We start from the raw sequence: 26,839 nt of genomic DNA, 5'->3' as shown, positions 1-26,839 counted from the left end.
CACCAGTGGGAGGCCGGACGACTGACAGGGGCTGGCGGCGGCACGTGTCGGTCATGGAACAGGCCTGCTGTCGCGCCGACGGACTCCTCCCCGACGCGGTGCGAGGTCCAGGCGGGGGTTCACGAGGAGGCCGGCTGCTCATGGCGTCCGGATCCTGCGAAGATCCTCGGCATGACCATGTTTCCCGCCGACTACGACGCCTTCGACGAACCGTTCGCCGAGATCGGCGATCCTGTCCTGGCCGTCGCGGACGAGCGGCGAGGCCTGTTGGCAGTCGCTGGCGCGCACGAGTACGACGAGGCCAAGGCGGTCGGTGTTTTCCGGGTCACCGACCGTGCCCGCCGCCGATGGCTCCTGAGCTCGCAGTACCCCGTGAACGCGATGGCGTTCCATCCGACCTCTCCTCTGCTCGCAGTGGGATCCGGCGAATACGACGGCGGCTACCACTTCGAGGGGGAACTCCTGCTCACCCACTTGGAGACCGGCACCGCCCTCTCACTCATCGAGGACGGCGTCGGCCGCCAGGTCCTCGGGCTGGAGTGGCTGAACGACAAGGATCTCCGTGTCCTGATGGCGCCGCCCGACGACTGGAAGGACCGAAAGGCCCACGCGGAGGGACACCTCGCCGTGGTGCGCCGCACCGACTGGACCGCGGTCGGAGCCAAGTCGCTCGCCGGACGCGACCTGGCCGGCCCTCGCGTGCCGGCGCCCCGCACCGACCACCGCGAGACCGCCCGCCGGACGGTCGCCGACCACTCCCCCGCCGACCCGTTCCACCGTTGACCTTTCAGGTCCGCCGAAGCACCACCCGACTCGGCGCAGCGCGGGCAGACCGGCAGACCGGCAGACCGGCGATGGAGCCCGTGCGACGGCAGGCCTGCATCGATGGAGGTGGTGTTCTCCTGGCCCACGGTGATGTCACGCTCTGGCGGGACGGACGCCGCATGGAGACGGTGGCCGGGTTCCTCGAAGGCCTCGCGCCGTACAGCGACGCGCTCCTCGTCGGCGGCCGGCAGCAGGCCCGCGCGGGCCGGTCCGGCTCGTCCGGCCGGCGGCCTCCTCTCGGCGGCCGGGACGTCGGCACCGCACTTCCAGGTCGCCGAGCGGGCAGGACGCTGCGATCGGCGCACTGCACAGCCAGGACCTGTCCGGGCGAGCACCCGTGCGGCGGAATTGCTTGTAGGTTGGCTGATGTGACTGCACGGGGGCGGAGTTACCGATACGTCGGACCGCTTGAGCTGAAGGCTTCGGTCCGGCCCGGGAGCGGCGGGTGCCCGATCGGCTCGGCGGCTGACTTCGACGCCTGGGTGGCCGAGCGATCGGCAGCGGAGCTGACCGAACCGTTCACCTTTGTGGTCGGCACGGACGGTGTGCTCCGGCTGGCGCCGCGGCGAAGCGAGCACGTGGCCTGCGCCGGCGGGGACGTGGTTCTGAGCGCCGGCGAGATCAGCTTCATGCGTGGGGCAGATCGGTGGACCGTGGGCGAGGTCAGCAACCAGTCCACCGGATACTGCCCGGACGTCACGTCCTGGCCGGCAGTCGCTCATGCTCTGGACGACGTAGGACTCGGGCGGCCCTCCGGGTTCACCCATGAGGTGGTGTTCCGCCGCTGCCCCGGCTGCCAGGAGCACAACATCGTGCGCGAGGACGACTTCGCCTGCGTCTTCTGCGGTAGCGATCTGCCGGAGGCGTGGAACGTGGATCCCACGGCGTGATGGCCAAGGGTGACGGCTGATCACCCGGTTTCCGGACTCCGGCCGGCAGGCCCGCCGGGTGGCCGGCCGCGACGTCCGCAGCGGCAACCCGGAACTCAGCCGTCACCGTCAGGAAGGCGTGGCCGGGCAAGGCGAGCACAACCCGGCGAGACCATGGCGTGCAGCGGAGGACCTGATGCCGGCCCGCCCGGGGGGCGGTCTGGCCGGGTGTCCGCACGGGACTTGCCTGTGCGGGCGGTGAGTTCGTGGTGGGACGCCACTGCCGGGTCCTCCGCGCCGACGGACACGCTCGCCGGCCCGCACCGGACGACCTGACCCCGCCCACCTGCAGCGCGATCGCATCTGTTCATCACGCGCATCGCCCAGCGAGTCCACGGCACGGCCCACCGGCGACGCTGGTTCCGATGGCGACGTCGCCCACGGGCCCGATCCGGAGTAAGCCGCTACCACCGCCGGGCGGCAACGTGATCACGGGCCTTGTGCCTTCTGCTCGCTGCGTTCCGGCTCCCGGGCATGGAGCCAGTCACTCGTGCCGGTCCATGGCGGCGAGCAACTGGCTCGCGCGTCCGTCCGCCGCGGCGAAGGCGAGGTGGTCGTGGTAGTCGCGGGTCTCGATGATGAGGCCGTCCCTGACGCGCAGCACCTGGATGTTCGCGGTGCGGAAGGTGCGGCCCGTGGCGGGGTACAGGCCCTCGTAGTCGAATTCGGCGATCACCACCTCGGGGTCGTCGGTCCCGTGAACGTGGATGTTCTCGGCGCGCAGGCGGATCGCGTCGGCGGCCCCCAGGGCGGCGAAGCGCTCGCGGAGTTCCTCACGGCCGTGGATACGGCGTGGGGGAACCGGCGAGAAGGCGATCTCCACCTCGGCGTCCTCCGCGTAGAGCTCGGGCAGTTCGCTCCATTTGCCTGCCGAGATGAGGCGCACCAACTGACCGAAGATCTCGTGCGGCGTAGCTGTTGCAGACATGGCTGACCTCCGTGGTCCCCGTCGCCTACAATCGGATAGGCGACTCCGGTTCCGACGATACGGATACGCCACTCCGTTTGTCCAGGCATGGTGAGGCCCACTTGACGACAGATCAGACTCCCCCCGCCCCAAGCGCGAAGCCCTTGCGCGCCGACGCACGGCGAAACCGCGCGCGGCTGCTGGAGGTCGCCGAGGCGGTCTTCACCGAGCGGGGCACCGGCGCGTCCACGGAGGAGATCGCCCGGGAGGCGAAGGTCGGCATCGCCACCGTGTTCCGACACTTCCCCACCAAGGAAGTCCTGCTGGAAGCGGTGCTCGTCCGGCGATTGGAACAGCTGGCCGAGGAGGGGCGGCGCCTGCTGGCCGAGACCGGCCCGACGCACGCTCTTTTCGCGTTCTTCGACCTGATACTGGATCAGTCTCCCGTCAAGAACGCCTTCGCCGCGGCGCTCGCGGACGCAGGCGTCGATGTCCGGGCCGCCACCTCCGAGGCCGGGCGCGCCCTGCGCGAGGTGCTCGCCGCGCTCCTCGACGGCGCCCAGCAGGCCGGTGTGGTGCGACCGGACCTGGAGGTGCCGGAGCTGACCGCCATCCTGGTGGGCACCTGCCGCATGCTGGAGCACCTGGACGGCCACCCGGAGTCCGCGGAGCGCGCCCGCGCGATCGTCCGCGACGGGCTGAGGGCGGGGTGCGAGTCCGCCGGGACCACGACCCACAGCCGGAGTAGCGGATGACCGACCTGCTCAAGCCGTAGCTCTGCGTCAGAACGCCAGGGCCGACAGGTCGGTGGCCGACCTCGACGGCCTGGTAGCCGTAGATGACTGCCGCATCGACGCGCCGCATCGATTTGTTCCGGCAGAACAACCAGGTCGGGGGTTCGGCGGCCGTGCGGGGCGACGAACAGCGCCGTGCTGGAAGAGGGTTCCGTGGCAAACGAACAGATCCTCGTCGAACGTCTCCACGAAGCCGGCTACCCCACCGGGCGGGTGGAACAGGCGGTGGGCGGGGCGGTCGCCCTCGCCGGGCTGGTCACCCTGACGGACGGCACCGAGGTGTTCGCCAAGACCCTGCCGGGACCGGACCGCGACGTCTTCCCGGTCGAAGCCGCCGGCCTGACCGAGCTCCGCACCTCGGGCGGAGCGAACACTCCCACCGTCCTCCACGCCTCACCCCGGCTGCTGATCCTGGAACGCCTGCAAGCACGCCGCAGCGATGACGAGGACTTCTGGGCGCAGCTCGGCCGGATGGTGGCCGCGCTGCACCTGGGCACCGTCTCGGACCGCTTCGGCTGGCACCGTGACGGCTGGCTCGGCCAACTGCGCCAGGACAACACCCGGGAGATCGACGGCCCCACGTTCTTCGCCGAACGCCGACTGCTGCGCCGGCTCCAGGAGCCCTTGGTCGACGCGGAGTTCGACCGCGCCGAAGGACAGGCCCTGGAACGCCTGGTCGACCCGGCCGTCTCCTACTCCTGGCCCGAGGCCGACCTCAGCATGATGTGGTGCGCCCCCGCTCCCCCGCCACCGACCGGTTCTTCACCGCCTATCAGGAGCACGCCCCCTCGCCGACGGCTGGCAGACCCGCATGACCCTGCTCCACCTCCGCGAACACCTCAGCGCCATCGCCCGCGGCGACAACTCCTGGGGCGCCACCGATGCCGTCCGCACCGCGATCGCTCCCTTCCGCCACCGCCCCACCGCCACCCGCCCCAAGTGACAGCAAGACCCTGCCCGCGCCCCACGCTCCCGGCCCGCGACACAGGACGGCGATCGGCGCCTGCGCCCTGGCGGGCGCAGCGCAAGGATCGGCACTCTCAAGGTGGGTCCGCCGTGCGGGGCCGGTTGCCGGTCGACCCCGATCGGTGCGGCGGGGTGCGGGCCGCCGCGGTCTCAGGCTCCGGCGCTGTCCCAGTAGGCGGGGTCGGCGGGGCTGCGTTCGCTCAGGTCGCGGCGGATGGTCGTGGCCAGCCGGAGGGTGTCGGTGCGGTTGACCCGGGCTCCGATCACCGCGCCGACCAGCAGCGGGGCGAGGCTGGGGAGCTTGCGCAGCCCGGATCGGGTCAGTCGTTTGCTGACCTGGCGGCGCAGCGCGGCACTGCGGTTCAGCGCGAGCAGGGCGCCGGGGCGGGTCAGGTCCAGGCCCCGGCCCTGGCTCCACGCCGTCAGGTAGGCGTACGAGCGTTGCCGGGCGGATCCGGGCGGGACCTGGCCGTAGACCGCGTACAGTTCGGCGATCAGTTTCAGCTCGATCGCCGCGGACGCGAGCAGTTCGGAGGCGAGCTCGACCGGCATGGCCAGCGGCATCGGCATCATCGCCACGGCCCCGGCACTGGCGCCGACGGCGGTCGAGGCCCGCACCGACCCGACGGTGAGCAGGGCCGCCAGTTCGTCCGGGGTCCGGGCCCCGGGGTGCTGGGCCCGTAGCGTCGCGAGGTCCCGCACCGGGATGCGCGGGGCGGCGTCCATCAGACGTTCGCTGAGCGCGGTCAGTCCGGTGCGGGAGCCCGCCCCCAGCCGGCGGCCTCCCCGGCCGAGGCTGTCTCCCAACCGCCCCGCCAGCACCCGCATCCGGCGAGCCGGCCCACCGCGATCCGTGCTGTCCTGGCGTTCGACCTCGACCGCGATCCGGGCCAGCTCCTCCACCACTTCGTCGGGCTCCCGCGGGGACCCCGACGGCAGGTCCGACCCATCGACAGGCGCCATGAGCTTCCCTCTCCCTCCGCTCCGCCCGGTCGACACACCGGTCGGCATCCAGCATGGACTCCCCCGCCGTCTTCCCAGGATCGCGCCACGCAGACCACCCGGCCGCGGTATCACGCCCATGCGTGGCAGTCCCCGGCACAGCGGCGGCGACCCTGCTGGTCCGGGACGCCGGTCTGGGGCGAGCAGCTGCGGCAGCGGATCCGGCCGGTCCGCCTGCCGCGCTCCAACTGTGCGGATTCGATGCAACATTCGCTCGCCTGCCGGGCCGTGCAGGCTGAACCCAAGCGCCACCCAAGCGTCTTTCGACAGAGCAGGAGTTCGTCATGCTGATCGTCCGGAAGCTTCACGAAGCGGGTCTCAGGAGCGAGCACGCGTACACGGCTGCGCTGGCGTCGGTCGGACTGTCCCTCGCGAGTTGGGTGATCTCGATGAAGGCCGAGCAGGCGGGCGTGGAGCGCGCCGACCGTTGGGGCATCTTCGTCGGCGAGTGGGCTCCGACGTTCTTCGGCCTGGGCCTCGCCCTCGCGCAGTACGAGTCCAGGTCGTCGAGCAACGCCGAGGGACAACTCAGCTCGGTGTTCGACCGTCGTACGTCGGAGGCCGGCTGACTCTCGTCGGCCACCGCTCCGGCAGTCGCCCGGGTCCGGAACTCCTGTTCCCGGCCCGGGCTCTGTCGCACTTGCGCTCGTCCGGGAGGGTCTCACCGACCGCTCCGGGTCGGACCTGGCTCCTCGGCCGAGCCGTCGGCCACCATCTCGCGGGCCGGATGCCGGTTGGGCCGTCAGACCCGTCTCGGGCAGGCGCCGTTCAGGGCCGGCTCCCGTCGCCGCGCCGAGGAAGACGATCCGCCCGCTTGAAGCGAGCGGTACATCTGGTGTTGAGGTTGGCTTCTCTGTATCTTCTGTTCCACCCCTGCAGGGTCCTCAGGCGTACCCCCCCCACACCCGAGAGTTGGAGGCCCCATGCCCCTCGGAAGCCACCGTCGACGCCGCGCCGGCCGCGCAGCAGTCGCCGCTGTCCTCACCGCCACGGCCCTGCTGTCGTTCCCGGCGATCGCCGAAGCCAAGGTGACCCGCTATCGCTCGGGCAGCGCAGGCGACGTCAGCCGGCCCTCCTGGAACGGCCCCGCCTACACGATGAACGGCTCGGGCGCGATCGTCCCGGCCACCATGACCAAGGCCGTGGACGCCATCCGCGGCGGCAGCGGCAGCATCGACGTCACGGTGCTGGCGGCCTCGGCCGCCTCCGGCAGCCCGACGCCGGAGTGCGACGTCATCACCGGCCTCCCGAACGTCAACTCCTGCACCACCTACGTCCTGACGTCGGCTCAGGACGCCTCGAACACCCAGGTCAACACCGACGTGCGGAACTCGGAGTTCGTCTACTTCGCCGGCGGCAACCAGTGCAACTACGCCCGCTGGAAGGGCACTCCGCTCCAGGCTTCGGTCCAGTCGGTCGTGGCCAAGGGCGGCGGAGTCGGCGGCGGCAGCGCCGGTCACCACATCAACAGCTCGATCGTGTACGACGCCTGCGCCGCGAGCACCGACTCCGCCACCGCGCTGGCCAACCCCTACGACCGGAGCGTCACCTTCACCACCGGCATGTTCAGCTGGCCGAACTACGGCGACACCGTCAACGACTCGCACTTCGTCACGCGCGACCGGATGGGACGGACGATGGCGTTCGTCGCACGGGCGCTGAAGGACGGCCTGACGACGTCCGGCAAGGCCTGGGGCGTGGGGGTCGAGGAGGGCGGTTCGCTCTTCGTCGACAGGAACGGTCTGGCCACGCTGGCAGGTCAGGACGCCTACGTCGTCCTCGGCGACCACGCGCCCGAACAGGTCGTCTCGGGACGGCCCTTGACCTACTCCGGCTTCAAGATCTGGCACCTGACTCCGGGCAGCACCTACGACTTCGCCAACCGGCCGACGTGCGGGTACTACACCCGCAGCGTGGTCAACGGCGTCCCGGACTCCAACCTCTACTCGGGTACGCCCGTCTGCTGACCCGGTGAACCGATCCGGTGGCCCGCTGATCCGTCCGCGGGCCACCGGATCGTCGGCGTCGGCCGACGCATCCCGACTCCGGCCCGCCCGTCAGGTGAGTCCGGTCCGGGTGGCGATCTCCTCGCTGTGCCGCATGTGCGCGTGCGCCTGGTCGCCGAGCTCCGATATCAGCCCGGCGACCACGCTCTCGACCACGGCGAGCGTCGGAACCAGGCTGTCGTAGGGGGAGGGAGCCCCGACCTGGCTGGAGAAGACGACCTCCGCGTGGGTGCTGACCGGTGACAGCCAGGTGTCGGTGAACAGGATCACCCGTCCGCCGGCCTCGCGGACCAGTTCCGCGGCGGTGACCTTGTCCTCCTCGTAGCGGCGGTAGTCGAAGACGACGAGAACGTCGCGTCGCGCGAGCGAGGCGAACAGCGCGGTGCGCTCGACCGCCCGGTCGGGGAGGAACCGCACGTTGTCGCGGACCTGCATCAGGTGCAGGCCGAGGTACTGGGCGAACAGGTTGGTGAAGCGGCCGCCCACGAGGGTGATGCGTCGCTTGGGGTCGGCGAGGAGCTGGACGGCGCGGTCGAGGTCGTGCGGAGTGACCTCGGCCAACGTGCGGTCGACCGCTGCGGTGAAGACCTCGCGGCCGTGAGCCAGCAGACCGGCGGCTCCCGTGCGCGGGTCGTCCGCATCCGGTCCTGCGTTGCCGTAGTTCCCGCTGCGGTAGAGGGTCACCGGCGACGCGTGCCGCTCGTCGAGCTCCGCTCGCAGAGCGGCCTGGAAGTCGGGGAAGCCCCGGTAGCCGAGCCGGTTGACGAAGCGGAGAACGGTGGGGGCGCTGACGTCGGCACGCTCGGCCAGGGTGGCGATGGTCTCGAATCCGGCAGCCGGCCACCCGGCGAGCAGCACCCTGCCGACCTTGCGCTCGGCCGGGCTGCAGTCGCCGAGCCGTTGGCGGATGTCCTCGGCGAGCGTGACGGTGGGCATGGACAGGGTTTCCCTTCCCGGTCTGCGGGCGGATCGTCGGTGGTGCTCGGTGGAACGCGTCTCCGCAGCCTAGCGAAATGCCGGGCTGCGGAGATCACGGACGGAGCACCTGTTGTCGTGGCCGGGCCGGTGATCAGTCGGCGGCCGGGTGGACGCCGACCTCGACGTCGGTGAAGGAGGCCGCGGTGGCGCCGTCGACCGTCCAGGCCCGCGTGTCTCCGCGCTTGCCGAAGACGATCTCGAAGGCGGGTCCGGTCTCGAACGTGCTGGCGGTGGCCGTTCGCTGGGCCGAGGTCGCGGTGAGGGCGCGGGCGGTGCCGGAGAAGGAGTACGGGACTCCGTCGGCGTCGTCGACGGAGTAGAACGCGTCCGGGTTGGGCGGCACGGGGGTCGCTGCGGTCGGACGCAGGGGGCGCTTTCCGTCCGCGGCCCGGACGTGCCAGGTGCGCGGGTCGTAGGAGTCGCCGTCGGTGAGGTAGCTGTACCGGACGCCGGCGATCGTCCAGTGCCCGTGTTCGCTGCCGGTTCGCGCCGAGCGGAGGTCGAAGACGGAGACGCCGTGGGTGCCGAGCACGTGCAGGGTCTCCCGGCGGGTGCCGGTGTGCTCCACCTCGATCGCGGTGTCCTCGTCGAGGGCGAACACCCGGGTGTGACCGGTGTCCGCGGCCAGCCGGATCGCCCGGCCTTCGCGGCCGTAGGTTCCGGTGTGGGTGTCGAGCAGGCCCGCGTCGAAGGTGCCGAAGCCTCCCTGCGGGATGTAGCCCAGGCGGCTCGGGTCCTCGAAGTAGCCGGGGGCGCTGCCGTCGCGCAGCGCCTGGTAGCTGTCGCCGCCGCTGACCATGTCGGGGCCGGAGGCGATCTGGGCGCCGGCGCTGGAGCCCGCGACGACGGCGCCGGCGGCGAGCTTGCGGCGGATGGCCGCCATGACCTTCGAGTCGGTGTGGGCGTCGCCGTGGAGGAGGCTGGTGAGGTAGCGGTACTGGTCGCCACCGCCGAAGAAGAACCCGGTCATCGATTCGACCTGGGCGACGACGGCGTCGGAGTCGGCGGCGTCGACGTGCTCGATGTCGACGGGGACCCACTGCGCGTCGGCCGCCCCGTAGTGCTTGAAGAGGCCCGCGTAGTAGAGCCCGTTGCAGTGCGAGTTGGAGCAGGCGTCCGGGTCGCCGGCGTCGGGGTCCTGGCTCTCGGGGACGGAGGCCGCGGTCAGGACTCCGATGCGCGCCGTGCCGCGGCCGCCGGCCTTCTCGACGATCTCGTCGTAGATCTCGCTGTTGCCGTCCTTCAGGCCGCCTCCGACCAGGATGAGGGTGCCTCCGGTCTCGGCGGGCCGCGCGGAGGCGGCCTGGGGGGCGGCGGCGATGACGGTCAGCGCGGCGGCGAGGGCGAGGGCGGTCCGCCCGCAGGTGGTGCGGAGGTTGCGGTTCATCCAGGAGCTCCATGGGTCGTTGGGCTGGAACCGTGCAGGCCGGGTGCGGCGCCCTCCGGGGCGCCGGCCTGGTGGGGGTGCGGATGTCGGCCGGGGCGCTGCCGTGCGCGCCCCGGCCCTGCGTCCTCGAACGGGCTGCGGTCAGCGCCGTCCGAGTCGTTCGATGAGCGCCGCCAGGAGGGCGATGCGCGCCGGGGCGCTCGCGGTGTCGAGCCATTCCTCGGGGGTGTGGTCGGCGCCCCCGATCGGGCCGAGGCCGTCGAGGGTGGGAATCCCCAGTCCCGAGGTGAGGTTGGCGTCGCCGACGCCGCCGGTGGACGCGCCGGCGATCTGCAGTCCGAGATCGGTGCCGGTCCGGCGGGCGGCCGCGAGCAGGGCGGCCGCGGCCGGGGTGTGCTCCATCGGGGGACACAGATCCACTTGGTCGACGCGCGCGACCGTGCCTTCGACGACTGTCCGGCCTGCGACTGCGCGGATCTCCTCGATCGCCGCCGCGAGGGCTGCGGTGGTACCGGCGCGGACTTCGACCTGAAGCTCCGCCTCCGGGCACACGATGTTGGTGCGTGTTCCCGCCCGGACCACTCCGACGTTCAGGGTCACGCCCGGCCAGCGGCCGTTGAGCGCTTGCAGCGCGACGACCAGGTGGGCGGCGGCGAGGGCGGCGTTGGCGCCGCGTTCGGGCTCGATGCCGGCGTGGGCGGCTCTGCCGGTGACGGTGACCAGCAGGTCGGCGACGCCCTTGCGCTCGATGACCAGGTCGCCGTTCTCCCGGGCGCACTCCAGGCCGAGCGCGTAGTGGGCGCCCTGCGCGGTGCGTTCGGTGACGGGCCGGCTCGCCGGCGACCCGATCTCCTCGTCGGGGGTGGCGAGGACGATCAGCTCGGCGAACGCGGTGCGGCCGTGGCCGACGAGGAGTTCCGCCGCGGTGACACCGGCCAGCAGCCCTCCCTTGTCGTCGCTGACGCCGGGTCCGTGGGCCCGGCCGGTCGCCGTGCGGAAGGGGCGGCCGGCGGCGGTGCCGTCCTCGAAGACGGTGTCCATGTGTCCGACCAGGAGGATCCGCGCTCCGCCGTCCTCGATCGGCACGGATCCGGCGAGCCGGGCGACGAGCACGTCGCCGAAGCGGCGCCCTCCGACCTGCTCCGGAGCCACCCGCTCGACGGTGAACCCGATCGCGAGCAGCCGCTGTTCGAGCCAGTCGGCGACCTGGTTGACGCCGTGGGCGTTGTACGAGCCGGAGTCGATGGCGACGAGTTCCGCGAGGTCGTCGAGGTAGCGCGGAAGGGCAGTGTCGGCGGCAGCGGCCAGGGCGGCTGCCGCCGGGCGGCTCGCCTGTTCGGCGGGGGCGCTCACAGGACCTTGGACAGGAACGCCTTGGTGCGTTCCTGATCCGGGTCGACGAGGACCTTGCGTGGGTCCCCTGCCTCGACGACGACGCCCTCGTCCATGAAGACGGCGGTGTCGCCGACCTCGCGGGCGAACCCGATCTCGTGGGTGACGACCACCATGGTCATCCCGTCCGCGGCGAGGTCGCGCATCACGTCGAGGACGTCGCCGACCAGTTCGGGGTCGAGCGCGGAGGTGGGCTCGTCGAACAGCATCAGCTTCGGCTTCATCGCGAGCGCCCGGGCGATGGCCACGCGCTGCTGCTGGCCGCCGGACAGCTGGGCGGGGTAGTGGCCGGCCCGGTCACCGAGACCGACGCGGTCCAGGAGCTGCTGGGCTTCCGCCCTGGCCACGGACGTGGCCGTGCGGGCGACCCGGACCGGAGCCTCCATGACGTTCTGGAGCGCCGTGAGGTGGGGGAAGAGGTTGAAGCGCTGGAAGACCATGCCGATCTCGCGGCGGCGTTCCGCCACCTCCGCCTCGCGCATCTCGTGCAGGCGGTTGCCCCGCTGCCGGTAGCCGACGAGTTCCCCGTCGACCGACAGGCGGCCCCCGTCGACCTTCTCCAGGTGGTTGATGCACCGCAGGAACGTCGACTTGCCGGACCCCGAGGGTCCCAGCAGGCAGCAGACCTGGCCGCGCTCGACCGTGAGGTCGATGCCCTTGAGGACTTCGAGCTTGCCGTAGTGCTTGCGCACGCCCTGGGCGTGCACCATGGGCTGGGCCATCGGATCAGCCCTTCCGGTTGCGGTTGGACGGGAGGAGCTCCGCGACGCCGACGAACATGCGGCGCAGCGGGGAGACCTGGGCGGCTCGGCTGGTGCCGCGGCCGTAGCGGCGTTCCAGCCACGCCTGGGGGACGCTGAGCACGGTGGTGAGGGCGAGGTACCACAGGGCGGCCACGACGAGCATCGGGATGACCTGGTAGTTCTGCGCGTACACGTCCTGGATGTTGGACATCAGGTCGTGCGCGGCGATCACCGAGACGTAGGCGGTGGTCTTGAGCATGTTGATGGTCTCGTTGCCCATGGGCGGGATGATGACCTTCATCGCCTGGGGCAGCACGATCCTGCGCATGGCGAGCGCGGGTTTCATGCCGAGGGAGTGGGCGGCCTCGGTCTGGCCGGGGTCGACGGACTGGATGCCGGCGCGGACGATCTCGGAGGCGTAGGCGGCCTCGTTGAGCCCCAGGGCGAGGAGTGCGGCGATCGACGGCGTGAGCAGTTCGTTGGTGTCGAACTCGACGAACGTGGTGGTGGTGAAGGGGATGCCGATCATCAGGTGCTTGTACAGCGCCGCGGCGTAGGCCCAGAAGATGATCTGGACCAGCAGCGGGGTGCCGCGGAAGAGCCAGACGAAGAGCGTGGAAAGGCCGTACAGGACCGGGTTCGTCGACAGGCGCATGATCGCCACGAGCGTGCCGAGCGCGAGACCGACGGCCATGGCGGCCACGGTGAGCCACAGGGTGGTGGCCAGTCCGTCGAAGATGAGGTCGGCGAAGAGGTAGTGGCCGACGACGTCCCAGTGCAGGTTGGGGTTCTTGGCCAGCGATCCCACCAGGCCCACGAGGGAGACCAGGGCGGCGAGCGCGGCGAGCCAGCGTCCCCAGTGGCGGACCGGCACGGCGACGAGTTCGTCGGCGCCGGTCGCGTCGGCGGACGGCGCGCTGGGCGGGCGGTGCGCGGTGGCGGGCATGTCAGTCCACCGCGCTGTTCTTGGTGGCCGACTTGACGGCGATCGAGGCCACGCCGTACTTGTCGTAGATCTTGGCGAGCGACCCGTCGTCGATGAGCGACTGGAGCGCCTTCTGGATGGCGTCCGTGAGCTGCGGAAGGTTCTTCGAGACGGCGATGCCGTTCGGGGAGGCGTTGTAGCCGCCTTCCGCAGCCGGGTCGTCGACGACCTCGAAGGTGGCGCCGCCGTCGGCGGTCTTCGCGGTCCAGCCGGCGGCCGGCTTGGTGAGGACGTCCGCGGAGACCTTGCCGGAGCGCAGGGCGAGCTGGGCGTCGGAGTCCTTGGGGAACGCCTGGACGTCGATCGGCGCCTTCCCGGCGCCGGTGCAGTCGGCCTGGTGCTTCTCCAGGAGCTTCTGCTGGTTGGTGCCGGTCTGGACCGCGGCCTTCTTGCCGCACAGGTCGTCGAGGGTGACGATCTTGTCGGGGTTGCCCTTGGCGACCATGATGCCGGTGCCGGAGGCGGAGTAGTCGACGAAGTCGACGACCTTCTCGCGCTCCTTGTTGTCGGTGATGGCGCTGATCGCGACGTCGTACTTCCCGGCCTGGATGGCCGGGACGATGCCGTCGAACTTCTGGGCCTGGAAGTCGAAGGTGACGCCGAGCTTCGCGCCCAGCGCCTGGCCGAGGTCGTAGTCGAGACCGGTCATCTCGGTCTTGCCCTCTGCCACGTACATCTCGAACGGCGGGTACGGGATGTCGGTCGCGACCCGCACCTTCCCCGCCTTCTTGACGGCGTCGGGGAGCGACCCGTGCAGGCCGGCGTCGGCGCTGATGGCGACTCCGGCGACGGTGACCGGGCCGGAACCGGCCCCTGCGGCAGGCGAGCTGCCCGCGCCGTCGCTCTGGCATGCGGTCAGGGCCAGCGCCCCGGACAGAGTGAGAGCAGCCAGCAGGGCCGGTCTGCGGGTGGCAGAGGAGTTCACGGAGCAACCTTTCGAGAACCTGGAGCGGCGCTCAGGGAGCTGCGCCGCAAGCCAGGACGTTACAGGCAAACCAACTCCGCGCCATATGTAATGGGAGTTACGAATAGGTAACGTCGGCCGACCGGGATACAAACCGCCTGATGACCGATCGGACAGTCACGCTTCCCTCCTGCCGCGCCGTTACATCTCCCGCACTCATGGACCGATCTGTATGTTCCGTTGCTGCACCGACGCCCCCCACCCGGGCCACCGCCACGAGCGGTCCCGCCTCCCCCACAGGAGCACGCATGACCCTGTCCGCACGCGCCGTCTCCCCCAACCGCACCGCCGGCTGCGCCATCGCGCCGCTCCGCCCTCGCCGCCGCGGCCATGCCCGCCGCCTCCACCGCCCAGCCCCGCGAGGATCGGCGTCATCACCGCCGCCTCCGACGTCCCGGCCAACAACCCCAACGCGAACAATCCGGCGACGTACAGCAACTCGGTCTGCAACGGCGCGTACTACGTCGATCTTCTGAAGGGCACCTTCGGCGCGGCAGACGCCCAGTGGATCCCGATCGACCTCGACCACATCGCCGACAACTCCAGCCGGAGCATTCTCGACCAGATCAACTCGATGACGGGCTCCTTCTTCGGCGGTGGTGACCAGAGCCGCCTGGTGGCCACCCTCCTCAAGGCCGACAGCTCCGACTCCCCGGCCCCGGCTGCGATTCGCGCCAAGTTCAGCGAAGGCGCGGCGATCATGGGCACCAGCGCGGGAACGACCATCGCGAGGGCCCGACATGGTCACCGGCGGCGAGAGCTGGGACGGACTGCGCTACGGCCCCTGCACCTCCATCAGCAGCAGCCACCCCGACGACCTCTCCTACCGGCCCGAGGGAGGCTTCGACTGCGTGATGTGTCCCTCGCGGCCTGGGCAACGCCACGGTCGGAACCCACAGCGGCTACTGGTCCATCGACAACGTCAAGTGGACCTACCTCGCCAGCGGCGACACCTACACCCCCGCAACCTGGACCGCCGCCTCAGCCAAGCCTTCCTACGCACCCTCCACCGGCACCGCGGGAAGCCGCTGGAGCGACGTCTTCTCCTCCCCCGCCCCCACGACCGCGCACCCCTACCAGATGGTCAAGATGGCGACCGAGCTGGTGGACGCCGGTCGCAGCACCTACCAGTACGGGATCAGCTACGAGATCGGCCCGACCTTCGAGGCCGACCTCACCAAGGGCACCGGATACCGCGCCTGGAAGAGCGGCTCGACCGTGTCCTTCGCCAACCTCAACCTCCACCTGTACGTGCACTGGCCTCGCCTGGCGCTTCGGCCTGCCGCTCCGCGCACAGGCTGAGGCCCGTGGCGGCACCCAGAACAGCGGCGCGAGCCGACCCAGCGTCAGGTTCGTACGCCAGTACGCGCGGACCCGGCCCGGTGAACGGGCCGGGACTCACCCCTCGCCCGGTGGGCGGGGATGTCAATCGCCCACCAGGCGACGGGGGTCGAGGAGCGCGTCCAGCACCTCGGGCGGGAGGACCTCGGCTTCACAGGCCACGTCTCTGACCGATCGCTGCTCGCTGACGGCGCGGCGGGCGATCTGCGTCGAGCGCTGGTAGCCGATTGCCGGGTTGAGGGCTGCGGCGAGGGCAGCCGACATGCTGGCCTGATGGTGGGTGCGCTCGGCGTTGGCGGTGATTCCGCCGATGCACGCGGTGGCGAGGAGAGTGCAGGCCGCGCGGAGCCGGCGCTGGGCCGTCAGCAAGCTGTGGGCGATGAGCGGCTCGAAGGCGTTGAGCTGCAGTTGGCCCGCCTGGGCTGCGAAGGCCACGGCAGTGTCGGCACCGATGACGTCGAAGCAGACCTGCGTGACGGCTTCGGGGACGACCGGGTTGACCTTCCCGGGCATGATGCTCGACCCGGCCTGGAGTTCGGGCAGCTTGATCTCCGCGAGACCTGCCTGAGGTCCGGAAGCCAGCAGGCGCAGGTCGTTGCAGAGCTTGATCAGGCGCAGGGCGAAGCGTCGCAGGGCGCTCGAGAGTTCGATGAACGCCGCCGTGCTCTGGGTGGCCTCGACGAGGTCGCGGGCCAGGTGTACGGGGACGCCGGTGATGCGGGCGAGGTGGTCCGTGCAGGCTCGACCGAAGCCGGGGTGCGCGTTGAGGCCGGTTCCGATGGCGGTGCCGCCCATGTTGATCTCGCACAGCGCGCGAGCGGCACGCGCGAGGGCCGCGATGTCGTCGCGCACTCCCAGCTCGAACGCCCTGAACTCCTGACCGAGTGTCATGGGGACGGCGTCCTGGAGCTGGGTTCGCCCGAGTTTGAGGACGGCGTCGAAGGCGACGCCGCGCTCGCCCAGGGCGGCCGCGAGCTCCTCGATCGCGGGCACCAGGGTGTGGGCCGATTCGTACAACGCCAACCTGACGGCGGTGGGGTAGGCGTCGTTGGTGCTCTGCCCGAGATTGACGTGGTCGTTCGGGCTCAGGAGCGTGTAGGTGCCGGGCTTGCTTCCGAGCAGTTCGAGGGCGCGGTTGGCGATGACCTCGTTGGCGTTCATGTTGGTCGACGTGCCGGCCCCGCCCTGAAGGACGTCCACGACGAACAGCTCGTGCCAGTGGCCGTCGCGAATCTCCTGGCAGGCGGCGACCACGGCGCCGGTGAGGTCGGCGTCCAGGACGCCCAGGTCGTGGTGCGCGAGCGCGGCGGCCTGCTTCACGGCAGCGATCCCGGCGACCAGTTCGGGGTGCGCGGAGACGGGTGTTCCCGTCAGGGGGAAGTTCTCGGTGGCCCTGAGCGTGTGGATCCCGGTGTAGGAGTCGGCGGGCAGGTGGCGCTCGCCCAGCAGGTCGCGTTCGACGCGCTGGTCGACTGCTCCGCGGTCACTGGGTGCGAGGTGGGGGTTCATGGTCTCCGCGTTCGGCTGTGAGTGCCGGCAGCTTCTGCTGCACGTTTCAGAAGCACTAGGTAGCAGAGTTTCTGTACTTTCTGCAACAGCCAGGCTCAGCGGCGGCCGCACGCACCAGCCGTTGCATGAATGTAACTTCCAATACATTCACCCCCAGTGACAGCTAGCTGTAACTTCTGTTCGCAGCGCGTTCACCCCCCTCCCGCAGCGCACGACCGAAGGGCCTCGCCATGTCCTCACTTCGCACCACCTCTCTCAGAGCAATCGCGTGTGTCGCTCTGGCCTCCACCTGCGGACTCGCACTGACGGCCTGCGGATCGTCGGCCGCCGTCAAGTCCGACGACGCGGCTCCCACCCTCCCGGCCGTCGCCGTCAAGGGCGTGCGGATCTCCGCGGACCCGAAGCTCACCGCCGGCCTGCCCGACGCGGTCAAGAAGGCGGGGAAGGTCCGGGTCGCGACCGACCTGCCCTACCCGCCCTTCGAGATGTACGTCGCCGAGGGAAGCAAGGAGATGACCGGCATCGACTACGACCTCGGCCAGGCGATCGCCGCACGCCTGGGAACCAAGTTCGAGTTCGCAGGCCAGAAGTTCGACGGCCTCATCCCCGCCGTCCAGGCGGGGAAGTTCGACGCCGTGATGTCCGCCATGACGGACAAGAAGGAACGCGAGCAGGCGGTCGACTTCGTCGACTACATCAACGCCGGTCCGGGCTGGCTGGTGAAGAAGGGCAACCCCGACAACATCAAGGTGGTCACCGACGTCTGCGGGAAGAGCGTCTCGGTGCAGACCGGCACCAACCACCAGAAGATCCTCGACCAGCGCCAGGAGCTGTGCAAGCAGCAGGGCAAGCCCCCCATCAACGTCCTTGCCTTCCCGAAGGACTCCGAGGCGCAGCTGGCCCTGCGGTCGGGCAAGGTCTCCGCCGACTTCCTCGACGAGGTGACCGCGGCCTACGTGGCGGACACCGCGGACGGAGGGGTCACATTCGAGACCGTCGTCGGCAAGACCGCCGTCGGCCCCACCAGCGCTTCCCCCATCGGAATCGGCGTCTCGAAGTCCGTGCCCGGGCTCAAGGAGTCGATCCAGGCCGCACTCCAGTCGCTGATGGACGACGGCTCGTACGGCAAGATCCTCGCTGCTTACCACGTTCCGGACATCGCCATCCCGAAGGCCACCGTCAACGGCGCCCTCGACTGACCGATCGAACGATGATCGGCCGCCGCACCAGGAACGTCCGGACTGCGGCGGCCGCCCAAGCTCCGAGCGGACGGTGAGGGCCGAGAGGCCGTCCGCCCGGAGACGGTGATCTCGCCGGCGGGGTCCGGCTTCGCGGCCGGCGATGCGAAACCGCTGCACGATGCACACCGGGGCACCTGGCAACCAAGCTCTACGACATCCGTCGGCAGAACAGAGGTTGCCATGAATCCGAAGACCCCGACCGGCTCGTCGCGGCCCCGCAGTCCCCGGGCAGCTTCTCCACCGGAGACGCCCGAGCGCGAATCGGCCGCCTCTCACAGGACCCCGGTGCCCGAGCCGGTCGAGCTCCGCACGGCGTGGCCGAGCTGGGTGCCTCTGGTCGCCATCGGAATTGCTGCCGTGACCTTCACCGCTCTCGCCACCGCGCAGGTTCTGACCTGGGGACCCTGAGCGAGAACCTCCGCCTCCGCCAAGGCCGCGGGTCGGCTTCCCGGGCCTGCCTCAGGGCTCCGTGGCGGGTCGTTCCACCCCCGGGCCGCCGGACCGGACGCCGACCAGGCGGGCGTCATCGAGGGGTCCCGATCCTCCGCCAACGGAGGCGGGGCGTCACCTGCCGGACGACCTCGATGGGCGCTGGACCTACCGGATCGTCGAGGGCTACGGCACCCACTACAACGCCCCGATCGTCGCCACCGAACAGCAGAACCGCGACCAGGTGGCCATCCGGCGGATGGGCTCTCGATCAGTACGAAGTCCGGGTCGGCCAGGGCGATCTCGGCCGACACCGTCCTGGCGCGCGTCGCGTCGGTGCCGGACCGGTCGCCGCTGGTGCCGCGTCAGAAGGTGATGACGGTGGCCTGTTCAAGGGTGAAGCGCACGAACTCGTCGCGTGCCACGGTGAGTCTGAGCCCACGTGCGGTGAGCTCCTCCTCGGTGCCCTCGGTGCGGGCCGCGTTCACGCAGGCACCGACCACGACACCACTCGCGACCAACCCGTCGATCTGCCGGTTGAAGACCGCAACCGGCCCCTCGCCATCGGTGCTGCTGAGACGACGCTGGGCCGGACCGAAACAGAAGACCTCGACGACCACCCCGCGCTCAGCCGCGACCTCCTGGACGCGCTGCGCCACTCGCGTTCCGGTGGCGAGGGAGTCGTCATCGTCGTGGAACACATGAATGACCGTTTTGGGCATCGCTCACCATCCGATCGCTTGCCTGGGGGCTGACGTCCACGACCCTAACGGCTATCCATATGGCAAGACGAGTTGTCTCATATATCAGACAGCAAGAACGACCTGGCCATGGCGTGCCGTCAGTGGCTCCGGTTCGCCGTTGCGGCACGATGGTCGATGTCGCCGAGGCGCCCGACACCGCGGAGGGCGAGTCCGGCTGCGGGCTCCAGGCGGGCGCAGAAGTTTGGGTCCGTCAGGTGTGCACTGAGCGCGTTCGCCCGGGTCATGGGCACCGGGTCGCCGGCCAGGTGCATGAAGGCGGCGAGGACTTCCTTGCATCGAGGGGACGGGCCGCGGCACCGCCTCGTCCGCGAAGGGGCCGTCGGCCCACAGCTCATCGGCCCGGTGGCGCGGGTGACTGTGCGTCAGCCCGGGTGGAAGACGACCCGGACGCCGGCGTCCGCCGGAAGGATCAGCACGTTGCCGTCCTTCCAGGTCCAGTCGCTCGGGATCAGGAACATCCGGTCGTTCGCCTGCGCGAGCAGCCGCAGGCCCCGGTAGCGGTAGCGGAACGTCTGCCCTGCTCCGGCGTCCGGCAGTGCCCGCTCGTCCACGCCGGGCCACTGCAGGTAGAGGCGCTCGGTGGTGTCCAGGACCACCGCCGGGCGCAGCGCGAGGTTGCGGGCGAGCCACTCGGCGTCGGCGTGCCCCTTCTGGTGGGCGAAGCCGCCCGCGGTCCAGAACGAGCAGAGCACGATCAGCGCCACGCTGATGCCGAGCGCCGCGCGTTCCCCGGTCAGCGGGTAGGCGGCGCCGGTCGTGCGCACGGCCAGCAGCCTCGCGAGCACCACCAGCAGCAGCGCCCCGCCGAGCAGGAGCGGGGTGCCCATGGGGCCGGCGTCGACGACCTCGAAGCCGGCGAGGAACCCGAGCGCCGCGAGCGGGACGGCCAGCAGCGCGGCCGTCCGGCAGGCCCGGCGGACGGTGCGGCGCCCCTGCGGGCTGCTGCGGACGGTCCGGGTAGCCAGGTGGTAGGCGGCCACGGCCAGCAGGGCGCCGCACAGCGCGATGCCGGCGGGGAGGTAGAGCGCGGCCGAGCTGCGGAGCAGGAGGTGCTGGGTGGAGAAGCCGATCGTGGCGGTGTCCACGCCGAAGTAGCTGTAGAGGGAGTCGGTGTAGGCGTAGCCGAAGAAGAACAGCAGGGCGGTGATGAGGGTGGTCGGCGCGATCCAGGAGGCGATCAGGCCGATCCAGCTGCGCCACGAGCGGCCTTCCGGCTGCGGTGGGCCGGACTGCTGCTCCGGCCCGGCGGGGGCCGGTCCGTCCGGCGGCTCGCCGTCGGACGGTCGCTCGTCGGTAGCGCTCAGCGGGGGCTCGCGGATTCGGCGAGGGGCGCGGGCTGCTCGGACGCCTCTCCGTCCGGCGTACCGCCGTCGGACGTTCCGCTGTCGGGTGTACCGCTGTCGGATGTACGGCTGTCGGTGGGGCGGGTGCCGGGTTCATCGCTGTTGCCGTCGGCGGGGGTGTTGTCGGGGACGTCGACGGCTCCGCCCGCGGTGACCCGGCTGCTGGCGCCGTCGACGGTGACGGTGACGCAGATCGTGCGTTCGCTTCCGGCCGGCGGTGTCGGCCCGGTCAGGGTGAAGTCGGCTGTCGTCGGCGAGTTGCCGTCGACCACCGTGATGGGCTGGCTGTCCGGGGTGGCGGGCGCGGACTGCTTGCCGCCGGTGCAGTCGGTGACCTGGCTGACGGTCGCCGAGAAGGTGCCCTTCCGCGGACTCGACAGGCCGATCCGGGCGAGGGCCCACGTCCCGCTGGCGTTCGCCGAGACCTGGCCGGCCGCGTTGAACCCGCCCTGGTTCCCGCCGGCCCCGGTCCTCGTGTCGTCCGGCTGTCCTGAGCCCTCCGCCGGCGGCGAGCCACCGAGGTCGCCTTCGGACTGCGCGGCCGAGGACGCCGTCCCCGACCCCGAGCCACCCCCGCCGCCACCGCAGGCCGCGAGGACGGCCACGAGCGGTGCGGCGGCCAGCCACCGGGCGATTCGGCCGGCGGCCGTGCGGGACGTGGGACGCACTGTCCGGGGCATGCGGTCTCCATCCGAGCGGCGGGACGGGAACAGGCCGGAACGGCCTGGCCGAACGCTACCCGTTCGCACACAGCCAGACTGTCCGCCAGTCGGGTGGCAGGCAGTTCGGGCGCCACCCGCCCCGGAGAGCCACCACCCGATCGGGCGCGCGGCGACCGGCGAGCGGGTACTCGTCACGCAGCCCGGCCCGGGGCGGCCGCCGAGACACCGACCAACTTTGCGTCGACGTCAGTCAGATGGTCGCAGCCCGGTTGGCCGACGCCCTCGCGCAGCAAGGGACCGCCCCGAGCTAGAACGGGGACATGAGCCAACCTCCTGCGGCGCCCCCACTCGTGGTCCACAATGTGCGCGTCTTCGACGGCATCACCGACCAGGTCAGCGAGGTGCGTTCGGTCTGCGTCAAGAACGGCCTGATCGTCGAGGAGGGGTCCGCCGGTCCCGACGCGGTGATGATCGACGGCGGCGGCCGGGTGCTGATGCCGGGCCTGAGTGACGCACACGTGCACCTGTTCGCCGCTGCGGCCACCATGCCCGAGATGCTGCTGGCCCCCACCGGGGTGCTCTACTACAAGGCGCTGGCCGAGGCCGGCCGGATGCTGATGCGCGGCTTCACCACCGTGCGCGACATGGGCGGCGACAGCGCCTGCCTGCGGCAGGTCATCGACGGCGGCCTGTTCCCCGGCCCCCGGATCTACCCGAGCCAGGCCGCGATCTCCCAGACCAGCGGGCACGGCGACTTCTCCGACGTGCACCAGGCCTCGGCGCTGTTCGGCGGCACGCCCTCGCGGGCCGAGGCCCTGTCGTTCATGCGGGTCGTCGACGGGCGCGAACGCGTGCTCACGGCGGTGCGCGAGCAGTTGAAGCGGGGAGCGACCCAGATCAAGCTGATGGCCGGCGGCGGGGTCACCTCCGCCTACGACCCCCTGGACACCCTGCAGTTCACCGCCGACGAGCTGAGGGCCGCGGTCGAGGCCGCCGCCGACTGGGGCACCTACGTCTCGGTCCACGTCTTCACCGACGAGGGCATCCGGCGAGCCGTTGAAGCGGGCGTCAGGTCCATCGAACACGGCCTGCTCGCCGACGAGGAAACCATCGCCATGCTCGCGGCCGAGGACGTCTGGCTGAGCACTCAGCCCCTGCTGGAGAGCGACCACACCTTCGCCAACCCCGACTCGGTCGCCAAGAACCGCCAGGTCTGCGACGGCGTCGGCGACACCCTGGCACGGGCCCGCGCCCACGGCGTGAAACTCGCCTTCGGCACCGACTTCCTGCTCGACCCCGCGGAGTCCCACAAGCAGGGCGAGATGCTCACCAGGCTGACCACCCGGTTCGGTTTCACCCCCACCGAGGCGCTGAAGATCGCCACCTCCGGCAACGCCGAGCTGTTCCGCCTCGCCGGCGAACGCGACCCCTACCGGCACGCCCCGCTCGGCGTCATCCGCCCCGGCGCCTGGGCCGACTTCCTGATCGTCAACGGCGACCCGACGAAGGACATCACCCTCCTCGCCGACCCCGAGACGAACCTCGCACTCATCGTCAAGAACGGCCGCATCCACAAGAACCAGCTGAGCTGAGACCCGCACCGTGCCGCCCCGACGCGGCCACGGCCGCCCCGCAGCCTTCGCCGACAGACGATGCCCCCTCGCCCATCGCCGCCGGTCAGTCCTCGGAGCGTTCCGCCCCGGTGCGGCGGCGGCGCAGCGCGACGATCGCGAACGTCGCTGCGGCGGCCGTCACGGCGACGGCCCCGAGCGTCAGCGGGACCGTGGCGGAGCGCGCGCTGCCGGTGGCCGCCACGGCGGCGGTTGCCCCGGACGGCGTCGGGGTCGGGGTCGGGGTCGGCGCCGAGTCGGCGGGCGTCGGCGTTGCCGTGGCGGTGGGCGTGTCGGTGGCGGAGGGCGTGGGCGTGGGGCTTGTCGACGGAGCGTCGGCCGGTGCGTCCGGGGCGGCCGCGGTCCTGGCGGGCGTGCTGGGTGTGCGCGGGGTGGTCGGCCGGGTGCTCGGGGTGGGTTGCGGGGCCGCGCCGCCGCCGGTTGCGTAGCTGAAGGACACCTGCGCGGATTCGATGCTGTCCAGGTGTCCCGCGATCGGGTCGCCGGAGGGGCCGAGCAGCTCGTAGCCAATGATGCCGGGACTCCTGACGGTGTAGGACCCCGGCGTGGCACTGCCCATGGAGATGCGCGCGTGGGTGACGAGGGTGCCGTGCGGAGGGACGGTGGCCAGGCCGCGCCGCCCGCCGAGGCTCCAACTGTCGCCGCCGCCCGACGCATCGACCCACTGCCCGGTGGCCGGGTCCTGCCACTGCACGCTGACCCCGCCGGCGGAGCCGCTGGAGCGGTACAGCGTCAGGTTCAACTGGTCGACCAGGATGGCGTCGTCGGAGCTGGACCGACTGGTGACGGAGATCTGGAAGCTTCCGCCGGCGGGCACCTTGGACGGCACACCGCTGATCGACCCGGTGATCGACCCGTTCCCCGCCGCCTGTGCCGGCGCGGCACTCAGTGCGAGCGCGAGCAGGGCACCGCCGAGCAGGGCGGAAGGGGCCTTGGCGCTACGGTTCATGAGTTCTCCAGTACCGGACTCCGGGCCGATGATCACCCCGGGCGGCATGGAAGATAGCAGCCCCGCAGTGCGCGCCGGGATCCGACCACGTCATTTCCATCGGCGGGAACGGAGTTCGGACGACGGCGGAGATGGCCGTGAACATCTTCTGCGCGCTCTCCTCGGCTCGGGTGCTGGGCCGGTGACGGGGCTCGTTCGCGAAGCCCCGTGGGGAGCGCCGGCCGGCCCGAACGGGGCAGTGGCGTTTGAAGATCCGCCGATCGGGCGGCCCGCGGGCCGGATCAGCGTCGCCGGAGTGCTTCGACTCGGCGCGACGGGGCAACCGGACGGTGCCCACAGTCCCGCACGCGAAACGGATCTGCCCCTATGAAGATGCCACCGGGACTGCGTGTCGTCACCACCGGCGCCGCGGACGGGATCCGCCGACGGCTGCTGGTGCCCCATGACGCCGCGCCGACCGCGCCCGCAGCCGACCCGCCGCCGACCGCGGAGCCCCGCCCGTACTCCTCCCGGGCCCGGATGCCCGGGTTCTCCACCGGTCTGCGGCTGGCGCTCGGCGCGCTCACCGGTTGGTTCCTGTTCCGCCAACTGCTGCGCCTGGAGGAGTTCCTGACCCTGCTGCTGCTCTCCGTCTTCCTCGCGGTGAGCCTGGAGCCGATCGTCGCCGCGCTGTGCCGGCGCCGACTGCGGCGCGGCTGGGCGGTGGCCGCCGTCCTCGGCGCCTTCCTGCTGCTGGTCGCGGGCTTCCTGTTCCTGGTCGTCCCCCCGGTGGGCCAGGAGGCCGGCGTGCTGGCCCGGCGCATCCCGCTCTGGCTGGACCAGGTCCACGACCACCACTCGGCGCTGGGTCGGATCGAGGATCGCTTCCACCTCGCCGAGCAGGCGAAGAACGCCCTCGGCGGCAGCGGAGGCCCCGGCCTGATGGGCGGTGTGCTGGGCGCCGGCCGCCTGCTGCTGGACACCGTCACCTCGGTCACCGTGGTCGCCACCGTGACCCTGTACCTGATGGCCGGGATGCCCGACATCAAGGAGTTCTGCTACCGCTTCGTGAAGGGCAGCCGCCGCGCCCGGGCCCGCGAGCTCACCGAGGAGATCCTCGCCCGCACCGGACGCTACATGCTCGGCAACCTGGCCACCTCCGCCATCGCCGGCCTCGCCACCGCCGTGTGGTGCGCCGCGGTCGGCGTGCCCTACGCCGCGGCCCTCGGCGTGTTCGTGGCCCTGATGGACCTCGTGCCGATCGTCGGCTCCACCATCGGCGGCATCGTCGTCAGTCTCGTCGCCCTCGCGGTCTCCTGGCCGGTCGCCGTGTCCACGGCCGGCTTCTACATCGGCTTCCGGCTGCTGGAGGACTACCTGATCATGCCGCGGACGATGAAGTTCGCCGTCGACGTCCACCCGTTCGTCACGATCGTGGCCGTTCTGATCGGCGGCGCCTTGCTGGGCATCGTCGGGGCACTGGTCGCCGTCCCGGCCGCAGTCGCCCTCGGCCTCCTGCTGGACGAGTTCGTCTTCCCCCACCTCGACCGCCGCTGACCGGCTCACCGTCCCCCGCCCGGGGAGCAGGTCAACCAGCTCAGGCCACTGCGGCGATGTTGACGATCAGGGTCGCTCCCGGTTGAAGATCGCTTCCCAGCGGGGCGAGATCGTTTCCCGAATGCCGGGGTCGCCGCCCCCGCCCTGCCCGTGCCGGACCGTCGTGCCCGCCCGCCACACTCCGCTTCCTGGCCAGCAGCGGACCAGCTCAACCCCGGTGACGGCGCGTCAGAACGGCGTGCGTCGTCAAGCCCAGCAGGAGGCCCCAGAACGGTGCGCCGATGCCGAACAGGGTCAGGCCGGAGGCGGTGGCGAGGAAGGTGACCACCGCGCCGTCGCGGCCGCGTTCCTCTGCGACCGCGGCGGCCAGGCTGCCCTGGAAGGAGGCCAGCAGGGCGACGCCCGCGATCACCGCGATCAGGGCGTGCGGCAGGCCGGTGAACAGGCTGACCAGGAGGCCGCTGAAGCTGCCGACCAGCAGGTAGAGCAGGCCCGTGGCCATTCCGGCCACGTACCGCCGGCGCGGGTCGGGGTGGCTCTCCGGGCTGGTGCAGATCGCGGCGGTGATCGCCGCCAGGTTGACGCCGGGCGAGCCGAACGGGGCGAGCAGCACCGACAGTCCGCCGGTCGCACCGATCAGCAGCCGGTCGTCGGGCCGGTACCCGGAGGCCCGCATGATGCCGAGACCCGGGGCGTTCTGCGAGGCCAGCGCGACGATGGTGAGCGGCAGCGCCAGGCCGACGGTTGCGGGCCAGGAGAAGGCCGGGGTGGTCCAGACGGGGTGGGTGGGGCCGCCGGAGCCGAGGTGCAGCGGGAGTCCGACGGTGGCCGCGGCGAGCACCGCGCCCGCGACCAGGGCCAGCGGGACGGCGTAGCGCGGCACCAGGCGCTTCGCCAGCAGGAAGACGGTGAAGCTGCCCAGCACCAGGACGGGGGCGGCGCGCAGTTCGGCGAAGATGCCCGCGCCGAAGGCGAACAGGATGCCGGCCAGCATGGCGTTGACGATGCCGGTCGGGACGGCCCTGATCAGTCGCCCGAACAGGCCGGTGGCACCGAACAGTGCGACGGCGACCGAGCTGAGCAGGAACGCCCCGATCGCCTCCGGGTAGGGATAGGCACCGAGGCTACCGACCAGCAGCGCCGCGCCGGGCGTCGACCAAGCCGTGATCACCGGGGTCCGGGTCCACCAGCTGAGCAGCAGGCAGGTCAGCCCGCTGCCGATCGACACCGCCCAGATCCACGAGGCGGTGTGCACCTGGTCCAGGTGCCCGGCGGACGCTGCGGCAAGCACGACGACCAGCGGGCCGGAGAAGGACACGGCGACGCACACCAGACCGGCCAGCACAGCGGGCAACGAGACGTCCCGCCGCAGCGAGGGACGTCCCGCCGGCGGGACGGGGAGCTCGGTCGGCGCGGGCCCCGCAGGAGCCAAAGTCCGGTGATCTGACATTGCAGCAGTATCCCGTCACCCCGACGCACGCCCTCGCCGACCCTGGCAGCCCCTTCCGGCAGCCGTGCCGGGTCCGGGCACGGACTCCGGGAGGGTCGCGTCCGGT

General features: G+C 71.4%; 25 protein-coding genes and 1 pseudogene. 12 read left to right on the top strand and 14 right to left on the bottom strand.

Going from position 1 to position 26,839, the window contains the following annotated elements:
- The first annotated feature begins 171 nt into the window (after positions 1 to 171).
- Positions 172 to 783: a hypothetical protein gene (locus tag BX266_RS35125; RefSeq protein ID WP_099906663.1), complete on the top strand. Its 612-nt coding sequence runs from the start codon at positions 172 to 174 to the stop codon at positions 781 to 783.
- Between the two features lie 410 nt (positions 784 to 1,193).
- Positions 1,194 to 1,715 (top strand): hypothetical protein, encoded by a 522-nt coding sequence (locus tag BX266_RS35120; protein ID WP_099906661.1) that lies wholly within the window; start codon positions 1,194 to 1,196, stop codon positions 1,713 to 1,715.
- 523 nt (positions 1,716 to 2,238) lie between these two features.
- Here the strand turns inward: BX266_RS35120 and BX266_RS35115 are convergent.
- Positions 2,239 to 2,682 carry a nuclear transport factor 2 family protein gene (locus tag BX266_RS35115; RefSeq protein WP_099906659.1) on the bottom strand — a complete coding sequence of 148 codons (444 nt, stop codon included), beginning with the start codon at positions 2,680 to 2,682 and terminating at the stop codon, positions 2,239 to 2,241.
- Between the two features lie 143 nt (positions 2,683 to 2,825).
- On the opposite strand from BX266_RS35115, the gene BX266_RS35110 reads away from it, so the two are divergent.
- The 3 genes and pseudogenes from BX266_RS35110 (at position 2,826) to BX266_RS40470 (ending at position 4,398) form a co-directional block, all read left to right on the top strand.
- Complete coding sequence (locus BX266_RS35110) at positions 2,826 to 3,416, top strand: TetR/AcrR family transcriptional regulator (RefSeq protein ID WP_218969300.1); 591 nt, start codon at positions 2,826 to 2,828, stop codon at positions 3,414 to 3,416.
- A gap of 174 nt (positions 3,417 to 3,590) precedes the next feature.
- Positions 3,591 to 4,013: pseudogene (locus BX266_RS41325) on the top strand (fructosamine kinase family protein); the annotation flags it as partial.
- Between the two features lie 253 nt (positions 4,014 to 4,266).
- Entirely contained in the window at positions 4,267 to 4,398 is a 132-nt protein-coding gene (locus BX266_RS40470) for a DUF3067 family protein (RefSeq protein ID WP_259465005.1), read from the top strand.
- A gap of 173 nt (positions 4,399 to 4,571) precedes the next feature.
- Here the strand turns inward: BX266_RS40470 and BX266_RS40465 are convergent, their stop codons facing one another.
- On the bottom strand, positions 4,572 to 5,384 hold the full coding sequence (locus BX266_RS40465; RefSeq protein WP_259465004.1) for a hypothetical protein: 813 nt from the start codon (positions 5,382 to 5,384) through the stop codon (positions 4,572 to 4,574).
- A gap of 326 nt (positions 5,385 to 5,710) precedes the next feature.
- Between BX266_RS40465 and BX266_RS35100 the strand changes: the two genes are divergently transcribed.
- Both BX266_RS35100 and BX266_RS35095 read left to right on the top strand, forming a co-directional pair.
- Positions 5,711 to 5,992: a hypothetical protein gene (locus BX266_RS35100; protein ID WP_099908656.1), complete on the top strand. Its 282-nt coding sequence runs from the start codon at positions 5,711 to 5,713 to the stop codon at positions 5,990 to 5,992.
- Positions 5,993 to 6,346: 354 nt separating this feature from the next.
- The gene (locus BX266_RS35095; protein ID WP_218969299.1) at positions 6,347 to 7,390 is read left to right on the top strand and encodes a hypothetical protein; all 1,044 of its coding nucleotides are present in this window, start codon (positions 6,347 to 6,349) and stop codon (positions 7,388 to 7,390) included.
- Positions 7,391 to 7,480: 90 nt separating this feature from the next.
- Here the strand turns inward: BX266_RS35095 and BX266_RS35090 are convergent, their stop codons facing one another.
- From BX266_RS35090 to BX266_RS35065, 6 genes are all read right to left on the bottom strand, one after another.
- A complete protein-coding gene (locus tag BX266_RS35090; RefSeq protein WP_099906655.1) occupies positions 7,481 to 8,365 on the bottom strand; it encodes a MurR/RpiR family transcriptional regulator in 885 nt (294 codons plus the stop codon).
- A gap of 133 nt (positions 8,366 to 8,498) precedes the next feature.
- On the bottom strand, positions 8,499 to 9,794 hold the full coding sequence (locus tag BX266_RS35085) for a cyanophycinase (protein WP_099906653.1): 1,296 nt from the start codon (positions 9,792 to 9,794) through the stop codon (positions 8,499 to 8,501).
- Positions 9,795 to 9,935: 141 nt separating this feature from the next.
- On the bottom strand, positions 9,936 to 11,147 hold the full coding sequence (locus BX266_RS35080; RefSeq protein WP_259465003.1) for a M20/M25/M40 family metallo-hydrolase: 1,212 nt from the start codon (positions 11,145 to 11,147) through the stop codon (positions 9,936 to 9,938).
- Positions 11,144 to 11,908 (bottom strand): amino acid ABC transporter ATP-binding protein, encoded by a 765-nt coding sequence (locus BX266_RS35075; RefSeq protein ID WP_099906651.1) that lies wholly within the window; start codon positions 11,906 to 11,908, stop codon positions 11,144 to 11,146. Before BX266_RS35075 ends, BX266_RS35080 begins: the two co-directional genes overlap by 4 nt.
- Positions 11,909 to 11,912: 4 nt before the next feature.
- A complete protein-coding gene (locus BX266_RS35070) occupies positions 11,913 to 12,875 on the bottom strand; it encodes an amino acid ABC transporter permease (RefSeq protein WP_099906649.1) in 963 nt (320 codons plus the stop codon).
- 1 nt (position 12,876) lies between these two features.
- Positions 12,877 to 13,839: an ABC transporter substrate-binding protein gene (locus BX266_RS35065; RefSeq protein ID WP_259465002.1), complete on the bottom strand. Its 963-nt coding sequence runs from the start codon at positions 13,837 to 13,839 to the stop codon at positions 12,877 to 12,879.
- Between the two features lie 1,119 nt (positions 13,840 to 14,958).
- On the opposite strand from BX266_RS35065, the gene BX266_RS35055 reads away from it, so the two are divergent.
- Positions 14,959 to 15,180, top strand: coding sequence for a hypothetical protein (locus BX266_RS35055; protein WP_099906645.1), 222 nt, complete (start codon positions 14,959 to 14,961; stop codon positions 15,178 to 15,180).
- 123 nt (positions 15,181 to 15,303) lie between these two features.
- Here the strand turns inward: BX266_RS35055 and BX266_RS35050 are convergent, their stop codons facing one another.
- Positions 15,304 to 16,728, bottom strand: a complete 1,425-nt coding sequence (locus BX266_RS35050; protein WP_099906643.1) for an aspartate ammonia-lyase — start codon at positions 16,726 to 16,728, stop codon at positions 15,304 to 15,306.
- 230 nt (positions 16,729 to 16,958) lie between these two features.
- Here BX266_RS35050 and BX266_RS35045 point away from each other — a divergent pair, with 230 nt between their 5' ends.
- Positions 16,959 to 17,927, top strand: coding sequence for an ABC transporter substrate-binding protein (locus BX266_RS35045; protein WP_099906641.1), 969 nt, complete (start codon positions 16,959 to 16,961; stop codon positions 17,925 to 17,927).
- Between the two features lie 836 nt (positions 17,928 to 18,763).
- On the opposite strand, the gene BX266_RS35040 is transcribed toward BX266_RS35045, so the two are convergent.
- On the bottom strand, positions 18,764 to 19,120 hold the full coding sequence (locus tag BX266_RS35040; RefSeq protein WP_099906639.1) for a hypothetical protein: 357 nt from the start codon (positions 19,118 to 19,120) through the stop codon (positions 18,764 to 18,766).
- Positions 19,121 to 19,524: 404 nt separating this feature from the next.
- Complete coding sequence (locus BX266_RS41320) at positions 19,525 to 19,758, bottom strand: hypothetical protein (protein WP_107490743.1); 234 nt, start codon at positions 19,756 to 19,758, stop codon at positions 19,525 to 19,527.
- Between BX266_RS41320 and BX266_RS41315 the strand changes: the two genes are divergently transcribed.
- Positions 19,742 to 19,906 (top strand): EspF repeat-containing protein, encoded by a 165-nt coding sequence (locus BX266_RS41315; RefSeq protein WP_107490742.1) that lies wholly within the window; start codon positions 19,742 to 19,744, stop codon positions 19,904 to 19,906. The two genes, BX266_RS41320 and BX266_RS41315, sit on opposite strands and share 17 nt — an antisense overlap.
- Positions 19,907 to 20,462: 556 nt before the next feature.
- Here the strand turns inward: BX266_RS41315 and BX266_RS35025 are convergent.
- Positions 20,463 to 21,185: a hypothetical protein gene (locus BX266_RS35025; RefSeq protein WP_143687072.1), complete on the bottom strand. Its 723-nt coding sequence runs from the start codon at positions 21,183 to 21,185 to the stop codon at positions 20,463 to 20,465.
- Positions 21,186 to 21,487: 302 nt separating this feature from the next.
- Between BX266_RS35025 and BX266_RS35020 the strand changes: the two genes are divergently transcribed.
- The gene (locus tag BX266_RS35020; protein WP_099906633.1) at positions 21,488 to 22,759 is read left to right on the top strand and encodes an amidohydrolase family protein; all 1,272 of its coding nucleotides are present in this window, start codon (positions 21,488 to 21,490) and stop codon (positions 22,757 to 22,759) included.
- Between the two features lie 85 nt (positions 22,760 to 22,844).
- On the opposite strand, the gene BX266_RS35015 is transcribed toward BX266_RS35020, so the two are convergent.
- Entirely contained in the window at positions 22,845 to 23,747 is a 903-nt protein-coding gene (locus tag BX266_RS35015; protein ID WP_099906631.1) for a hypothetical protein, read from the bottom strand.
- Between the two features lie 366 nt (positions 23,748 to 24,113).
- Between BX266_RS35015 and BX266_RS35010 the strand changes: the two genes are divergently transcribed.
- Positions 24,114 to 25,283, top strand: a complete 1,170-nt coding sequence (locus BX266_RS35010) for an AI-2E family transporter (RefSeq protein ID WP_259465001.1) — start codon at positions 24,114 to 24,116, stop codon at positions 25,281 to 25,283.
- 208 nt (positions 25,284 to 25,491) lie between these two features.
- Here the strand turns inward: BX266_RS35010 and BX266_RS35005 are convergent, their stop codons facing one another.
- On the bottom strand, positions 25,492 to 26,637 hold the full coding sequence (locus BX266_RS35005) for a benzoate/H(+) symporter BenE family transporter (RefSeq protein ID WP_310794828.1): 1,146 nt from the start codon (positions 26,635 to 26,637) through the stop codon (positions 25,492 to 25,494).
- Positions 26,638 to 26,839 lie beyond the last annotated feature (202 nt).

Source organism: Streptomyces sp. TLI_171 (assembly GCF_003610255.1).
In the GTDB taxonomy this organism is placed as follows: Bacteria; Actinomycetota; Actinomycetes; order Streptomycetales; family Streptomycetaceae; genus Kitasatospora.
This window is presented reverse-complemented; position numbering and strand designations above follow the sequence as displayed.

Coding starts and splice junctions, on each gene's coding strand:
- BX266_RS35010 (WP_259465001.1), top strand. CDS start 24,114: ATGAAGATGCCACCGGGACTGCGTGTCGTCACCACCGGCGCCGCGGAC.
- BX266_RS35115 (WP_099906659.1), bottom strand. CDS start 2,682: ATGTCTGCAACAGCTACGCCGCACGAGATCTTCGGTCAGTTGGTGCGC.
- BX266_RS35020 (WP_099906633.1), top strand. CDS start 21,488: ATGAGCCAACCTCCTGCGGCGCCCCCACTCGTGGTCCACAATGTGCGC.
- BX266_RS35025 (WP_143687072.1), bottom strand. CDS start 21,185: ATGCCCCGGACAGTGCGTCCCACGTCCCGCACGGCCGCCGGCCGAATC.
- BX266_RS35050 (WP_099906643.1), bottom strand. CDS start 16,728: ATGAACCCCCACCTCGCACCCAGTGACCGCGGAGCAGTCGACCAGCGC.
- BX266_RS35070 (WP_099906649.1), bottom strand. CDS start 12,875: ATGCCCGCCACCGCGCACCGCCCGCCCAGCGCGCCGTCCGCCGACGCG.
- BX266_RS35055 (WP_099906645.1), top strand. CDS start 14,959: ATGGTCAAGATGGCGACCGAGCTGGTGGACGCCGGTCGCAGCACCTAC.
- BX266_RS35085 (WP_099906653.1), bottom strand. CDS start 9,794: ATGAACCGCAACCTCCGCACCACCTGCGGGCGGACCGCCCTCGCCCTC.
- BX266_RS35095 (WP_218969299.1), top strand. CDS start 6,347: ATGCCCCTCGGAAGCCACCGTCGACGCCGCGCCGGCCGCGCAGCAGTC.
- BX266_RS35090 (WP_099906655.1), bottom strand. CDS start 8,365: ATGCCCACCGTCACGCTCGCCGAGGACATCCGCCAACGGCTCGGCGAC.
- BX266_RS35125 (WP_099906663.1), top strand. CDS start 172: ATGACCATGTTTCCCGCCGACTACGACGCCTTCGACGAACCGTTCGCC.
- BX266_RS35040 (WP_099906639.1), bottom strand. CDS start 19,120: ATGCCCAAAACGGTCATTCATGTGTTCCACGACGATGACGACTCCCTC.
- BX266_RS40470 (WP_259465005.1), top strand. CDS start 4,267: ATGACCCTGCTCCACCTCCGCGAACACCTCAGCGCCATCGCCCGCGGC.
- BX266_RS35075 (WP_099906651.1), bottom strand. CDS start 11,908: ATGGCCCAGCCCATGGTGCACGCCCAGGGCGTGCGCAAGCACTACGGC.
- BX266_RS35015 (WP_099906631.1), bottom strand. CDS start 23,747: ATGAACCGTAGCGCCAAGGCCCCTTCCGCCCTGCTCGGCGGTGCCCTG.
- BX266_RS40465 (WP_259465004.1), bottom strand. CDS start 5,384: ATGGCGCCTGTCGATGGGTCGGACCTGCCGTCGGGGTCCCCGCGGGAG.
- BX266_RS35045 (WP_099906641.1), top strand. CDS start 16,959: ATGTCCTCACTTCGCACCACCTCTCTCAGAGCAATCGCGTGTGTCGCT.